Origin of the sequence: Cellulomonas sp. NS3 (assembly GCF_024757985.1) — a bacterium.
Classification (GTDB): Bacteria; Actinomycetota; Actinomycetes; order Actinomycetales; family Cellulomonadaceae; genus Cellulomonas_A.
In genome coordinates this window covers 462,539-476,875 of record NZ_CP103289.1, presented here as the reverse complement: position 1 = coordinate 476,875, position 14,337 = coordinate 462,539, and the positions used below count along the sequence as shown (strand labels likewise).

10 protein-coding genes are annotated in these 14,337 nt (G+C 76.1%); 4 read left to right on the top strand and 6 right to left on the bottom strand.

The features are described from left to right. Nucleotides 1-33 precede the first annotated feature (33 nt). Nucleotides 34-2,115, top strand: a complete 2,082-nt coding sequence (locus NXY84_RS21710; protein WP_309485046.1) for a PKD domain-containing protein — start codon at nucleotides 34-36, stop codon at nucleotides 2,113-2,115. Nucleotides 2,116-2,201: 86 nt separating this feature from the next. Here the strand turns inward: NXY84_RS21710 and NXY84_RS02195 are convergent, their stop codons facing one another. The 3 genes from NXY84_RS02195 to NXY84_RS02185 all read right to left on the bottom strand — a co-directional run bounded on the left by NXY84_RS02195 (nucleotide 2,202) and on the right by NXY84_RS02185 (nucleotide 7,847). Continuing rightward, nucleotides 2,202-4,721, bottom strand: a complete 2,520-nt coding sequence (locus NXY84_RS02195; protein WP_258725544.1) for a PQQ-dependent sugar dehydrogenase — start codon at nucleotides 4,719-4,721, stop codon at nucleotides 2,202-2,204. Between the two features lie 78 nt (nucleotides 4,722-4,799). Further along, complete coding sequence (locus NXY84_RS02190) at nucleotides 4,800-6,005, bottom strand: hypothetical protein (protein ID WP_258725543.1); 1,206 nt, start codon at nucleotides 6,003-6,005, stop codon at nucleotides 4,800-4,802. A gap of 165 nt (nucleotides 6,006-6,170) precedes the next feature. Next, nucleotides 6,171-7,847 (bottom strand): bifunctional 3'-5' exonuclease/DNA polymerase, encoded by a 1,677-nt coding sequence (locus NXY84_RS02185; RefSeq protein WP_258725542.1) that lies wholly within the window; start codon nucleotides 7,845-7,847, stop codon nucleotides 6,171-6,173. Nucleotides 7,848-8,055: 208 nt separating this feature from the next. Between NXY84_RS02185 and NXY84_RS02180 the strand changes: the two genes are divergently transcribed. Then, on the top strand, nucleotides 8,056-9,393 hold the full coding sequence (locus NXY84_RS02180) for a phytase (RefSeq protein ID WP_258725541.1): 1,338 nt from the start codon (nucleotides 8,056-8,058) through the stop codon (nucleotides 9,391-9,393). A gap of 43 nt (nucleotides 9,394-9,436) precedes the next feature. Here the strand turns inward: NXY84_RS02180 and NXY84_RS02175 are convergent, their stop codons facing one another. After that, nucleotides 9,437-10,306: a nucleotidyltransferase domain-containing protein gene (locus NXY84_RS02175; protein WP_258725540.1), complete on the bottom strand. Its 870-nt coding sequence runs from the start codon at nucleotides 10,304-10,306 to the stop codon at nucleotides 9,437-9,439. 115 nt (nucleotides 10,307-10,421) lie between these two features. Next, nucleotides 10,422-11,882 (bottom strand): peptidoglycan-binding domain-containing protein, encoded by a 1,461-nt coding sequence (locus tag NXY84_RS02170; protein WP_258725539.1) that lies wholly within the window; start codon nucleotides 11,880-11,882, stop codon nucleotides 10,422-10,424. 187 nt (nucleotides 11,883-12,069) lie between these two features. On the opposite strand from NXY84_RS02170, the gene NXY84_RS02165 reads away from it, so the two are divergent. Together NXY84_RS02165 and NXY84_RS02160 are read left to right on the top strand one after the other, a co-directional pair. Then, the gene (locus tag NXY84_RS02165; protein WP_258725538.1) at nucleotides 12,070-12,429 is read left to right on the top strand and encodes a hypothetical protein; all 360 of its coding nucleotides are present in this window, start codon (nucleotides 12,070-12,072) and stop codon (nucleotides 12,427-12,429) included. A 33-nt stretch (nucleotides 12,430-12,462) separates the two neighbouring features. Then, a complete protein-coding gene (locus tag NXY84_RS02160) occupies nucleotides 12,463-12,813 on the top strand; it encodes a VOC family protein (protein ID WP_258725537.1) in 351 nt (116 codons plus the stop codon). A gap of 96 nt (nucleotides 12,814-12,909) precedes the next feature. On the opposite strand, the gene NXY84_RS02155 is transcribed toward NXY84_RS02160, so the two are convergent. Continuing rightward, nucleotides 12,910-14,055 (bottom strand): epoxide hydrolase family protein, encoded by a 1,146-nt coding sequence (locus tag NXY84_RS02155; protein ID WP_258725536.1) that lies wholly within the window; start codon nucleotides 14,053-14,055, stop codon nucleotides 12,910-12,912. Nucleotides 14,056-14,337: the final 282 nt, after the last annotated feature.

Sequence of the window (14,337 nt, the reverse complement as noted above, 5' to 3'; positions counted from 1 at the left end):
GTGCAACGCCGCCTCCCTGCGCAGGGCCGCACCGTGCCCGCGCCCACCCGCACCGCCTCCACCCGCACCGCCGCCACCCGCGCCGCGCGCAGCCGCACCGCACGCGCCGTCGTGGCGACGGCCGCGCTCGCGGGTCTGCTCACGGCGGCCGTCGTGCCGCCGTCGACCGCCGCCAGCCGCCACGTCGTCGAGCCGTCACCGGCGCCGACGGTCTCGCCCACGGCCGAACCGACGCCCACGGCGTCACCCACGCCCACTCCCTCGGCCGAGCCGACGCTCAGCCCCTCGCCCACGGCCGACCCGACGCTCAGCCCCACGCCCGGGCCGTCCGAGCCCACCCCCGACGCCACCCCGAAGCCGGGCGCCGACGCCGCGAACGACTGGGCCGAGGACGCCCTGACCCCGGACGACGGCCTGCTCTTCGGCGCGTCGGTCGCGCGGGGCACGCACCCGAGCGTCGACGCCGCCGTCTCGGCGTTCGAGGCGTCGGTCGGGCGCAAGCTCGACGTGCACCGCTGGTACAGCCTGTGGGACGAGCTGCCGTCGACGCCGCTCACCACGACGGTCCAGCGCGGCCGCACGCCGATGCTCTCGGTGTCGTCGAAGAAGATCGACGGCACCAAGATCTCGTGGGCCGCCGTCGCGAGCGGCGCCCACGACGCGCAGATCGTCCAGCACGCCGACGCCGTCAAGGCCCTGCGCGTGCCGATGTACGTGTCGTTCCAGCACGAGCCCGACTACTCCCCCGGATTCGGCGACGCGGCCGACTACCGCGCCGCGTTCCGCCACTACGTCGAGGTGTTCCGCGCGCAGGGCGTGACGAACGCCGTGTGGACGTGGATCGTGACGCCGACGCCCTTCGCGCCGTACGCGGCCGTGAGCGCCGACGCGCTGTACCCCGGCGACGACGTCGTCGACCAGATCGCGCTCGACGCCTACAACTGGTTCGGGTGCTCGACGAACGGCCAGACGGCGTGGGCGTCGATGTCCCGCACCGCGTCGGCGTTCCGGGCCTTCGGTCAGGCGCACGGCAAGGAGCTCGTCATCGCCGAGTGGGGCTCGGTCGAGGACCCCGCGGTGCCCGGCCGCAAGGCCGCGTGGCTGCGCGAGTCCATGGCGACGCTCGAGTCGTGGCCCGAGGTCACCGCGGTCCTGTACTTCCACCACCACGGCAGCTGCTCGTGGTTCGTGGACTCGACGCCGAGCTCGCTCGAGGCGTTCGCGGACATCGCCGACTCCCCGGCGACGCACACCCGCCCGTCGGCGTTCCTGCAGGCGTCCACGACGCACGGGACGGCGCCCCTGACGGTCACGTTCGACGCGTCGCGCTCGTCGGGCGCGCGTGGCGGGGCCGGGGAGCACGTCGCGAGCTGGTCGCTGACCTACGGGGACGGGACCACCGAGAGCGGCACGGGAGCACCGCCGTCGACCCTCAGGCACGTGTTCGGCCCGGGCGACCACAGCGCACGGCTCACCGTCACCGACACCGCGGGCGGCACGAGCACCGACTCGGTCGCGATCACCGCGGCGGAGCCCCCGACCGGGACGCTCGACCAGAAGGACGTCACGGACACCTCGGCGACGCTCTACGCGTGGGTCGACCTGCACGGGTACGCGGGCACCGTGCGCTTCCAGTACGGGCGGACGCTCGAGTACCTCGGGGGCGACTCGACGGTCGACGTGCCGGCCGTGCCGTACGTGAAGACCACGAGCCAGCCCATCGCCGGGATCCGGCCCGGGACGACCTACTACTGGAAGGCGACCATCACGTCGCCGGCCGGCACCACCGAGCTGACCCGCACGTTCGAGACCGCGGGCGCGCCGACGTCATCGAACCAGTTCACGGCCTCGTCGACGTCCACGTCGACGACCTTCAAGGCGCAGGTGCACCCGCACCGGCTCACCACCACGGCGTGGATCGAGTGGGGCCGGACGACCGCGCTCGGCACGTCCTCGCCGGTCACGACGCTGCCCGCGCTGACCTACGAGAAGACGGTCGCGAGCAACCTCGTGACGGGTCTCGCGCCGCGCACGACGTACTACTACCGGGTCGTCGCCACGAACGCGCAGGGCACGCTGTACGGGCCGGTGCGCTCGTTCACGACGCCGCGCTGAGCAGCCGGCCGGGCAGGTCGCGGGCGCACGCGACCTGCCCCGCGGCGCCGGGCCGCTCCCTTCCCGGAGCGGCCCGGCGCCTCCGCTCAGCGCGGGCGCAGCTGGCTCGCCGGCACGATCTCCGACACCTGCGACGCGCTCGACCAGCGCAGCTGGATGGTCGCGTCGAGCCGGTCGTCGAAGTACTCGAGCCGGACGGGCACGGCCTGCCCCGCCGTCAGGGCGACCGTCCCGGTGTCGACGCGCGGCGCGTGCCGGGTCCACTGGTCGATGATCAGCCGCCCGTCGACCCACAGCCGCACCCCGTCGTCGCTCGTCGTCGCGAACGTGTACGTCTGGGTGTGCCGGGGCACGACGGAGCCGGTCCACCGCACGGAGAAGGTGTCGGCGCCGATGCCGGCGACGGGCGCGGCGGCCCCCCAGCGGAAGCCGACCGTCGGGTCGACGCGCGTGACGCTCGTGCCCGTGAGGTCGGCGTTGTCGAAGTAGGTGCCGAGCAGCCCGCGCTGCGTGAGGGTCGCCGTCAGGGTCGTCGCCGTGGCGGGGGTCCGCCACACCCGGTCGCCCGCGGTCGAGCCGTCCGACCATCGGTCGAGCACGAACGGGACGCCCTGGGCGTCGGTCTGCGCCGGCACGCCGAGCCGCAGGTCGAAGCCCGCCCAGGAGGTCAACGTCGTCGGGCCGGTCACGGTCTGCCCGTTGACCGTGAGCGTCCGGCCGGCCGGCGCCGTCGCGAGCGTCACGGCGACCTTCTGCGGCTGCAGGTCGCGCGTGACGGTCGTGGAGACGCCCTGCGAGTCCGTCGCGGTCAGGCTGACCCGGAGGTAGCTGTTGGCCGCGGCCGCGAGGTCCTCGGGCCCCGGAGCGGTGAACGTGAGCTCGTTGCCGGGCGCCGGGGCGAGGAAGGGGTGCGTGTGCTGGTCGTGCACCCGGATCACCGACCAGCTCAGGCGTGACCCGGGCAGCCCGCCGTCCTGCGCGTCGGTCGCCGTGCCGCTCAGCCGCACGGTGCTGCCGACCGCGAACGTCGCGCCCGCCGCCGGGGAGGTCATCGTCACCGTGGGCGCGGTGTTGCCGGAGCTGATCCGCGTCGTCACCGGGGTGGACGTCGCGCCCGCGGCGTCCCGGACGCGCAGCGTCGCGGTCCACGTGCCCGCGGCGTAGACGTGCTGCACCGTCGGGCTCGTGGTCGTCGCGTCGGGCGTGCCGTCGCCGAACGACCACAGGTAGGTGAGCGCGCCACCGTCGGGGTCGCTGCTGCGCGAGCCGTCGAGCGTCGTCGTGAGCGGCGCGGGCCCGGTCGCCGGGGAGGCGGAGACGACCGCCGTCGGCACCCGGTTCGCCGTGCCGGTGTACGCGATCCGGCGGATCTCGCCGCCGTTGGCGTACGTCGTGTAGTACAGCGCCTGGCTGCCGGCGTGCGGCCCGAACTCGAGGTGCACCGCGCCGCCGAGCCCCGTCGCGAGGTCCGTGCGCGTCCCGCCGACGAGCATCATGATCTTGCCGCACACGTAGTCCGCGAAGAGGTACGCCGAGTCGTAGGCGGCCGGCCACGCGCCGTTCGGCACGAACGCGCCGCCGGTGATCGAGCCGCAGCCCGTCGGGCGGCCGTAGTCGTGGATCGGGTTCGTCATCCCCGCGGGGAGCGGCCCGCCGCAGTTCGTCGTCGAGCCGGTCTGCGCGCAGTGCCCCTCCCGCACCGGCCAGCCGTAGTCGGCGCCCGCGGTGCCGAGGTCGATCTCCTCCCACGAGTTCTGGCCCACGTCGTTGACGTGGAACACCGTGCCCGCGGCGTCGGGGTCGAACGCGAACCGGAACGGGTTGCGCAGGCCCCACGCGAACGTCTCCTGGCAGATCGTCCCCGCGGGCGCCGGGCCGAGCCGGCAGCTCGCGGTGCCCGCCCCGAGGAACGGGTTGCCGGGCGCCGGGGCACCGGTCGTGCGGTCGACGCGCAGGATCTTGCCGAGCAGCACGTTCCGGTCGCGCGCCGCGTCGTTGCTGCCGCCGCAGCCGCTGTCGCCTTTGTAGTCGCACCCGCCGTCGCCGACGGAGACGTACAGGTAGCCGTCCTTGCCGACGTGCACGTCACCGGCGTTGTGGTTGTTCGCCGACGAGTAGATCCCGTCGAGCAGGATCCGCTCGCTCGCCGGGTCGACCGTGTTGTCGTCGCGGAGCACGAACCGGGAGACTCGGTTCACCGGGGCGCCGGGCGGGTTCGCCCCCTGGCTCGCCGGGCACGTCGAGCTCGTGCCGCGGGCCGTGTAGTACATGTAGATCGCGCGCGTCGCCGGGTCCGGGTCGACCGCGACGCCCAGCAGGCCGCGCTCCCCGTTGGTGCAGATCCGGCCCGCCAGGTCGAGCGCGGGGGTCGCGAGCAGCTGGCCCGCCGCGGTCCGCACCCGCAGGCGCCCCGCCTGCTGCGTCACGAGCATGCGCCCGTCCGCCGTGAACGCGATGGCCGTCGGGTTGTCGACGTCCGCGACCAGCGCGTCCGTGAACCCCGCGGGCACCGTGGCGGCGCTCGCCGGTGGACCCGTGAGGGCCGTGAGCCCCGCCGCGACCACTGCTGCCACCACGACCGGCACGACGCGCCGCATGCGGATCATCGAGGTCCCCCGTCTTCGTCGACGCCACCGAGGCTCCGAGCATCCTCGGGTCCGCGGTGCGCCGCAACGGGCGGGGCGTCAGGGCACCGGGACGTGCTCCTCGCGCGGCACCGGCACCCGGTCGTGCTCCTCCCGCGGCGCCGGCGCCCGGACGTGCAGCAGCACCGCGCAGAGGACCGTGAGCACCAGCAGGACGGCCAGCCCGGGCAGCGTCCGCGCCCCGGGGCTCTCGACGACCAGCGCCGCGCCGACGGAGACGACCGCGGCGGCGCGGTGCCGGGACGCCACCGCGAACGCCGCCAGGGCGACGAGGACGACCTGCGGGGCGATCCAGTAGTACTGCCACATGACCGGGTCCAGCAGCAGCCGGGTCGTCAGCACGGCCAGCGGGACGAGCCACGCCGCGTACACCGACCGGCGACCGAGCCGCGCGACCGCGACGCCGACACCGAGCACGACGACCGCCTGGAGCAGGCGCAGCGACCACGGGAACTCCTCGAGGTCCGGCAGCACCGCGTGCACGGCGGACATCCCCGTGACCGGCCAGGCGAGCTCGAACATGCGGAAGCTGCCCGTGGCGACGAACGGCCCGTAGGTGAGCGCGACCGTCACCGCGCCTGCGCACGCGGCCCGCACCAGGTCGGGGCGGGCGGCGCAGAAGATCACCGGCGCCCCGAGCACACCCCACGGCTCCCACGCCGCGGAGAGCGCCACGAGCACCCCCGTCGTGGTGCTGTGCCCGCGCCGCGCCGCGTGGGCCGCCACGACCCACAGCGCGGGGACCGCGACCTGTGCGGGGTGGCCGCTCGAGACGGCCCACGGCAGGTCCTCGCCGAGCACGACGAGCGCGCCGGCCGCGGCGCCGACGTACACGAGCGGTCGCATCCGGGACGGCGACGTCGCGCCGCTGCGGGCCGCGCGCCGGCGCAGGGGTCCGCGGGCTAGCGGGGCGAGCACCGCGACCAGGTACCCGAGCACGAGCGCGAGGTTCCCGACGGCGTGCGCGACCACCCAGCCCGCCCCGGTGCTCGGGCCGACGAGCTCGAGCACGCCGAACGGGAGCAGCTCGAGCGGACCGGCCTGCACCGCGGGGTCCCGGAACACCTCGGACCACGCGCCGCGCAGGATCGCCGCGCCGGCCGGGCCGAAGTACGCGAGGTCGGCGGGCTCGGGCTGCCCCGTCCAGACCGGCGCGTACGACGCCACGACGACCACGGGCACGAGCAGGAGCGCCGCGAGGGCGGCGGCGTGGACGGCGCGGGCGGGGACGAGCGCGCGCTGCACCGCCCGCCACCGCAGGAGCCGCAGCCGCGCACGACCCCCGCGCGGAGCGCCGGCCGGGCGGACGACGCTGCTTCCGGGCGCAGCAGGGCGCGCGGCGGTGACCCTCTCGGCCGTCTGCGTCACCCCAGACCTGTCGGCACCTGCGGCGCCGGGCTTGAGCGGCGCCTACTTCGCCTCGGCGTAGCTCTCGACGACGGCGACCTGCAACGCGAAGTCCACCGGCGAGTCCCCGAACAGCAGCCGCCCCGCCTCGGCAGCGGAGTCGGCCACCGCGACCGCGACCTCGTCCGCCGCGTCGGCCGGGGAGTGCACCATCACCTCGTCGTGCAGGAAGAACACCAGGTGCGGCCGCCCCTCGATGCTGCGCAGCCGCCGGCGCAGCGCCGCCATCCAGCACAGCGCCCACTCGGCCGCCGTGCCCTGGACGACGAAGTTGCGTGTGAACCGCCCCCAGTCGCGCCCCCGGCGCCGCGCCGCCCGGACGTCCTCGGCGTCGGCGCCCTCCGCGGCCGCGGCCAGGAGCTCGGCCTGCCGGGCCGCGTCGGGCCGCGGCGACGAGCGCCCGAGCCACGTCGAGACCACGTCGCCCCGCTCCCCCGCGCGGGCCGCCGCCTCCACGAGGCCGACCGCCCGCGGGTAGGCCCGCGTGAGCTGCGGCATCACGACCGCGCTGGCCCCCGTCGTCGCCCCGTAGATCGCGCCGAGCATCGCGTACTTGGCCTGCTGCCGGGTCTCGACGATGCCCGCGTCGACGATGCCCTGGTACAGGTCGGCCTGGCGCCCGGCCGCCGCCATCGCCGCGTCGCCCGACATCGCCGCCAGCACGCGGGGCTCGAGCTGGGCGGCGTCGGCGACGACGAGCCGCCACCCCGGGTCGGCCCTCACCGCGCCGCGGATCACCGCGGGCAGCTGCAGCGCGCCGCCGCCGCTCGTCGCCCAGCGCCCCGTCACGACGCCGCCCGGCACGTAGTCGGGCCGGAACCGCCCGCCGTGCACCCACGCCTCCATCCACGCCCAGCCGTTCGCCGACAGCAGGCGCGCGAGCTTCTTGTACTCGAGCAGCGGGCCCGTCACCGGGTGGTCGAGGGACCGGATCTCGTACGTGCGGGTCGAGGTCACGTCGAGCCCCGCGAGCCGCAGCCCGCGCAGCAGGTCGGGCTGCGAGTCGAGGTTGAGGGACGGCTGGCCCAGCAGCGCCCGGACCTCGTCCGCGAGCGCCTCGAGCCGCGCGGGCCGCCCGCCGCCACGCGGGCGCTCCCCGAGCAGCCGGGTCAGCAGCGCGTCGTGCTCGGCGACGTCCCACGGCATCCCGTCGTGCCGCATCTCCGCGGCGATGAGCGCGCCGGTCGACTCCGCGGCCAGGAGCAGGCGCAGGCGGCCCGGCTCGTCGGCGCCCGCGACCGCGGCGAGCTGGCGGCGCAGCTCGTCGAGCACGTCGAGCGGGGTCTCCTCGTGCTCCCGCGGGTCGTCGAACAGGCTCACCTCGACGGCGCGCGGGGCGTCGGCGCTCGCGGGCGGCAGCCCGTCCCACCGGCCGCGCGGCGCACGGGCCAGCTCCGAGCCGGCGCTGAGCGCGCTGCCGCGCAGGATCGCGTGGCACAGGCGCAGGTCGTGGCAGCGCTCGACGCGGACGCCGTCGGCGAGCAGCGGCGGGTAGCGGCGCGACGTGTCGTCCCACACCCAGCGCGGCGGCTCGGGCGGGCGATCGCGGTCGCGCACCGTGGCGGGGAGGTCGGCGGTCGCGACCTGGACCTGCTCGCCCGGCTCGCCGTCGGCCGTGACGTCCTGCAGCACGACGGAGTCCCGGCGCACCGGGTCGTCGGTCAGCAGCACGAAGGACACGGTCCATTCTCGCGGCCCCCGCCCACACGACCGCGCCGGGCGTCCGCGCGGACCGTGGGGGCCGCGGGGCCCGGCACGACGCGCGGCGCCCCTCGCCGGACGGCCGGGCCACCGACGCCCCCGGCGACCGAGTCGTCCGCCCCCCGTTCGCGTCCCGGACGGACGCGGGCCACGCGGGCGCCACCGGCCTCGGCCAGCCTGGCGGACCATGCGCCTCCCCCTCGTGGCCCTCACCGCGGCCGCCCTCGTCCTCACGTCCGCCACGACGGCACCCGCCGCCCCCGACGCGAGCGGCACCCGCCCGCCGGGCCCGGGGTCCGACGAGCCGCGCGTCGTCCGGGCGACCACGGAGACCCCCGCGCTGTTCGACGACGAGGCGGGCGGCGAGGCCGACGCCGACGACCCGGCGATCTGGGTCGACCCGCGCGACGCGGCGTCGAGCCTCGTGATCGCGACCGCCAAGACCGGCGGCCTGCGCGTCTACGACCTCGCCGGCCGCGAGCTCCAGTCGGTCGCAGCGCCGCCCGCGCCGGGACCCGACGCCGCGCCGGGGCGCTTCAACAACGTCGACGTCGTGCTCGGCGTGAAGCTCGACGGCCGCAGGGTCGACGTCGCGGTCGTCACCGACCGGGGCCGCGACCGCCTCCGGTTCTACGCGATCGACCCGAAGGCGGTCGCCGCCGGCCGGGCGCCGCTGCGCGACGTCACCGCGGCCGACGTGCCGCTGCTGTTCTCCGCCGACGAGGCCGAGGTCGACGAGCAGGCGACCGGCTACGGCCTCGCGACGTACTCCGACGACGGCCGCCACTACGCCGTCGTGAGCCGGCGCAGCACGAGCGACCTCGGGCTCGTCCAGCTCCACTCCTCGCGCGGGCGGCTGGGCTACGCGGTCGAGGACACGCTCACGCTGCCGTCGACGTTCACGCTGCCCGACGCGACGTCGTGGAGCCCGTGCGTCGAGCCCGGCGAGGGTCCGCAGGTCGAGGGCATGGTCGTCGACACCGCCGCCCGCGTCCTGTACGCCGCGCAGGAGGACGTCGGGCTGTGGGCCCTGCGGCTCGACGTGGACCGCGAGGAGTTCCGCACCGGGCCGCGCGACCAGCGGCTCGTCGAGACGGTCGCGGAGTACGGCGTGCCGGCGACGTTCGACGCCGCGACCGAGGAGTGCGTCGTCGGTGACGAGGACCCCGGCTTCGGGGGCCGGATCCGTGCGGACGTCGAGGGCGTGACGCTCTACCCGACGGGCCGGCGCGACGGGTACCTGCTCGTCTCGAGCCAGGGCGACAACCGGTTCTACGCGTACGACCGCCGCACGACCGACCCCGTGGGCAGCTTCGTCGTCGGGGACGGCCCGACGGTCGACGGTGCCGAGCACTCCGACGGCGCCGCCGCGGTGAGCACCCCGCTGCCCGGGTACCCGCAGGGCCTGCTCGTGGTGCACGACGGCGAGAACGGTCCCGACGAGGTCGGCGCCGACGGCGAGGTCCGCCCGAACGCGAACTTCAAGTACGTCGACTGGCGCGCGCTGGGGCTCCCCGGCCGCTGACCTGCGCGAGGGCGGGCGCACCCCGTACGAGGTGCGCCCGCCCTCACGCCGCGCCGACCGCCGCCCCGTCGGCGGACGCTCCGGCCGTGCCGGTCCGCCGTGACCCGTACGTCCGCACGGCGTCCCGGAAGAACTCCGCGGCGTCCTCGCGGGCGGCCGCGACGGCCGTCGGCGAGCGCCGCACCGACATCCACTCCTCGTGCCGGAGCTCGCGCTCGACGAGCGTGCGGATCGGCGCCGGGACCGCCCCGACGCCGAGCTCGCGCGTCGTCGCCTTGAGCGCGACGAGGTCCTCGACGGCGCGCACGACCGGCGCCCCGAGCGGCACCTGCGCGACGAGGTCCTGCAGGCGCATCGGCGGCACGGCGGACGTCGGGTGCTCGCGCAGCCAGAGCACCGCGAGCGCGGGACGCAGCGCGTAGAACAGCTTCTTCAGCGGCATCCGCCCGTCGGCGGTCAGGAACCGCGCCCACTGCGTCTGCCCGAGGTGCGCGTAGTGCGTCGCGACGCGCGCCCGGTCCGCGACGCGGTCGGCGAGGGCGAGCAGGTCGCGGCGGAACACCTCGTCGCCGCGGTAGACCAGCGGCGAGCCCGCCCACTCCGGCACGGTCGCGTTGCCGCGCACGAGCAGCTGCACGGCCTTGCGCAGGTCCCACCCGTTGACGTCGAGCACGCCGTCGGGCGCCGACTCCAGCACGTCGCGCACGTCCCACGGGCTGAGGTAGTCCTCGTCACGGCGGACGTAGACGAACCGGCAGTCGTAGTCGCTGTCGGGCGACGGGAAGCCCCAGGCGCGGCTTCCGCTCTCGATCGCGAGCGGGATCGCGACGCCGTGCCGCTCGACGAGGTCGTCGAGCAGCGCGTCGACGCGCGCGACGGCGTCGGGGGCGAAGGTGTCGGGGAGCTGGCGCACGCGGCGACGGTAGCGGCGCCGGCACCCGGCGAGCGCGGGATTTTCGCGCCCGGCCCGGACGCACGCAGCCGCCCCCGCCGGCGACGGCGAGGACGGCTGCGTGGTGCGGGTGAGGTCAGCGCGCGACCATCGCCGCCCAGGTCAGACGGCCGACGATGCCGTCGGCGACCAGGCCGTGCGACCGCTGCCAGGCGCGGACCGCGGCCTGCGTGCGGGGGCCGAAGCGCCCGTCCGGGTTCGCGCCGACGATCCGCTGGATCACCGAGACGGACGAGCCGACCGCACCGCGCGAGATGCCGCGGGCGATCTGCGCCGCCGGGATCGAGGTCGCGGTCACCGGGGCGGCCGCCGTCCCGCCGTTGGCGGCCTCGACGATCGCGGCCCACGTGAGCGGGCCGACGATGCCGTCCGCCACGAGGCCGTGGGCCCGCTGGAACGCGATGACCGCGGCGCGGGTCGCGGCGCCGAAGCGACCGTCCGCCTCGACGCCGACGACGCGCTGGATGATGGCGACCGACTCGCCGACCGCACCGCGACGCAGACCGGCGCGGACCACGGAGGCGGGGATGGCGTCGACGGTGAGCACCGGGGCGGCGACGGGCGCCGCCGGGGCACCGGGCGCGACGACGTCCCAGGCGTAGTCCAGCGCGCTCCAGCCGGCGCCGCGCTCGACGACGACGCGGATCGTGTGGCGACCCACCGAGAGCCCGGTGAGCTCGAACGTGTTGCCCTCGACCATGACGGGCGACGCCGACTGGGCCTCGGGGTGCAGGTCGACGACGTAGCCGAGCGCGTAGTCGCCGGCGTCGACGTTCACGGTGAACCGCGCGGTGGTCGACGTGGTCGACGCCGCCGGCGTCGCGGCCCACGAGATGGCGGGCTTGGGGGCGTCGACCGCGACGATCGTCAGGGTGCCCGTGTTGGACCGCTCCACCTGACCGTTCGCGCCCTCGGTGCGGGCGTGCGCGACGTACTCGAGGGTGCCCGTGCCGCCCTCCCAGGCCGACAGCGTCAGGATGTGCGTCTCGGGGTCGAAGCCGACCTGGACGTCGCCCGCGTTGCCCCACACGTCGATGGACTCGAGCGCGCCGGTGCCCAGGGTCACGAGCTCGGACAGGTCGACACGGAACGTCTCGCCGGCGGTGAAGGTGAGGGTCTCGTCCTTGACGGTCGGGGGCACGACCTCGACGCCCTCGGGGTTCTCCCCCTCGACGGGGGTCTCGCCGTCGATCGGGCCCTCGACCGGGGCCTCACCCTCGACCGGGGCCTCGCCCTCGACCGGAGCCTCGCCCTCGACCGGCGTCTCGCCCTCGGCGGGGGTCTCGCTCTCGACCGGAGCCTGCACCTCGGGGGTCCCCTCGGCCGGGGACCCGCCCTCGACGGGGGCGTCGCCCTCGGCCGGCGCGTCCACCGACGGCAGCTCCTCGACGGGCGCCTCGGGGCCGGCGGGCGCCTCGACGCCGGTCTCGACGGGACCCTCGACGGGCGTCGCGGCGGCGGCGCCGACGCTCCCCGCGGTCAGGACGGTGGCGATGACTCCGGCGGCGACGAGGCGCCGCGCCCGGGGAGCAGACATGCGTGCAGACATTCGACGAGCGCCTTCCGTAGCGGACCGTCCTCGTACGGGAAGGCCTCGAGACCCCTATCGGCCGCCATGACCAGGACTTTCGGCCCTGGCGCGGAGCAGTCCGGCCATCCGTCCGGGCCGCCGGAGCGCGGCGCTCCGGTGGAGCACGACCCGACCCCGTCCTAGCCTCGGGAAGATGACGAAGCCGATCCGCCGCACCGCCCACGTCGCGCTCGACCACACGCTCGGCGCGACCCTCCTCGCCGCGCCGCACCTGCTCGGGCTCAGCACTCGGGCCCGGGTCTTCTTCGGCGCGTTCGGCGCCGTCACCGTCGCCGTCAACGCCCTCACCGACAGCCCGATCGCGGTCCGCCGGCTCCTGTCGTTCCGGACGCACCGCGCGATCGACCTCGCCGCGGACCCGCTGTACCTCGCGCTGCCGCTGCTCACGGGCATCGCGAAGGAGCCGCGGGCCCGCGCGCTGTGGCTGGGCTCGGCCGCGGTGCTCGGGGCCGTGGTGGCGCTCACCGACTGGGACGCTCCCGCCGACAGCTGACGGCGCACCCGCGGCGCTGGCTACGCTCGCCGGATGATCGGACGCGTCGACGAGGTCGTCATCGACTGTGCGGACCCGGGCCTGCTCGGGCGGTTCTGGGCGGACGTGCTGGGCGGTGAGCACCGCGTGCGCGACGACGACTGGCACACGCTGCGCTCCCCCGGCTCGCCCGACCTCGCGTTCCAGCGCGTCCCCGAGGGCAAGACGGTCAAGAACCGCCTGCACCTCGACGTGCTGGTCGAGGACATCGAGGTCGGGACCGCGCAGGCCGAGGCGCTCGGTGCGGTGCGGCAGGGCGACGTGCACCACGACGTCGCGGGCTCGTTCCAGGTGCTGCTGGACCCCGAGGGCAACGAGTGGTGCGTGGTCCGCTCGAACGCGTGACGCCCGGGCGTCGGAGCGAGGCGACCGGGTTCCGGTCCCGCGGGCCCCGGCGCCCACCCGGCCGGGCGGTGCGCGCCAGGGTCCGCGGGCGCGAGCTCAGCGCAGGCTGCGGAAGAACGCCCGCACGTCGTCGACCAGCAGGTCCGGCGCCTCCATCGCCGCGAAGTGCCCGCCGCGGTCGAGCTCGGTCCACCGCACGACGTGGTTCTGCTGCTCGGCGATCGGCCGCAGCGTCAGGTCGCCCGGGAACAGCGCGACCGCGGTCGGCACCCCGGAGCTCACCAGCTCGGCGCCCCAGCTCCCCGACTCCCGGTACAGCCGGGCCGACGACCCGATCGTCCCGGTGAACCAGTACACGCTCACGTCCGTCAGCAGGGCGTCGCGGTCGACGGCCTTGTCGGGCAGCTCGATGCCGGGGTTCGTGTACGTCGCGAAGACGTCGACGAGCCACGCGAGCAGGCCCGCGGGCGAGTCGGTGAGCGCCGGGGCGAGGGTCTGCGGGCGCGTGCTCTGGATCGCCGCGTAGCCGCCGTGCGCCTCCCAGCCGCCGAGCGCCGCGAGCCGCGCCTGGTCGCCCTCGGACCAGCCGCTGCTGTCGACGTCCCAGCCGGGCAGCGTCATGAGCGCGTTCACGTGCACGCCGACGACGTGCTCGGTCGCGATGCGCCCGACCTGCGGGCCGACGACCGAGCCGACGTCGCCGCCCTGCGTGCCGTACCGGTCGTAGCCGAGCCGGCGCATGAGCTCGGCGACGACCTCGGCGTACCGGTCCGTCGAGCCCTTCCCCGCCGCCGGCGTCGGCCCCGAGAACGCGAAGCCGGGCAGCGACGGGATCACGAGGTGGAACGCGTCGGCCGGGTCGCCGCCGTGCGCGCGCGGGTCGCTCAGCGGACCGATCACGTCGAGGAACTCCACGACCGACCCGGGCCAGCCGTGCACCAGGACGAGCGGCAGCGCGTCGGGCTCGGGCGACCGCACGTGCAGGAAGTGCACGGTCTGCCCGTCGACGTCCGTCACGTGCTGCGGGTGGGCGTTGAGCCGGGCCTCGTGCTCGCGCCAGTCGTAGGCGGTGCGCCAGTGCTCGGCGAGCTCGCGGACATAGTCCGTCGGGACGCCGTACGTCCACCCGACGTCGGGCAGCTCGTGGGGCCAGCGGGTGCGCGCGAGGCGCTCGTGCAGGTCATCGAGGTCGGCCTGCGGCACGTCGATGCGGAACGGGCGGATGCTCTCGTCGGTGGTCATGCGTCGACGCTAGGGAGGGCAGCGGTCAGATCGTGACCGCTTCCCCGACGCTGCCCGGAGGTGCAGCCCGGGATACCGCGCAGGCCGCCGCGGCGAGGGTGCCGAGGACCGTCGGGGCGGGTGCCGGCCGTCCGGGGCCCGGCGCCGCGCCCTCCCCCGGGCAAGCACCGGCCCCGTGCGGCTCGGGGCTGCACGGGGCCGGCGGTGCGCGCCCGGCCGAGGGGGGACCGGTCGGTGCGCGGGACCTGTCCTCCGCACGCTACCTCGCGCGGTGCCCGACGA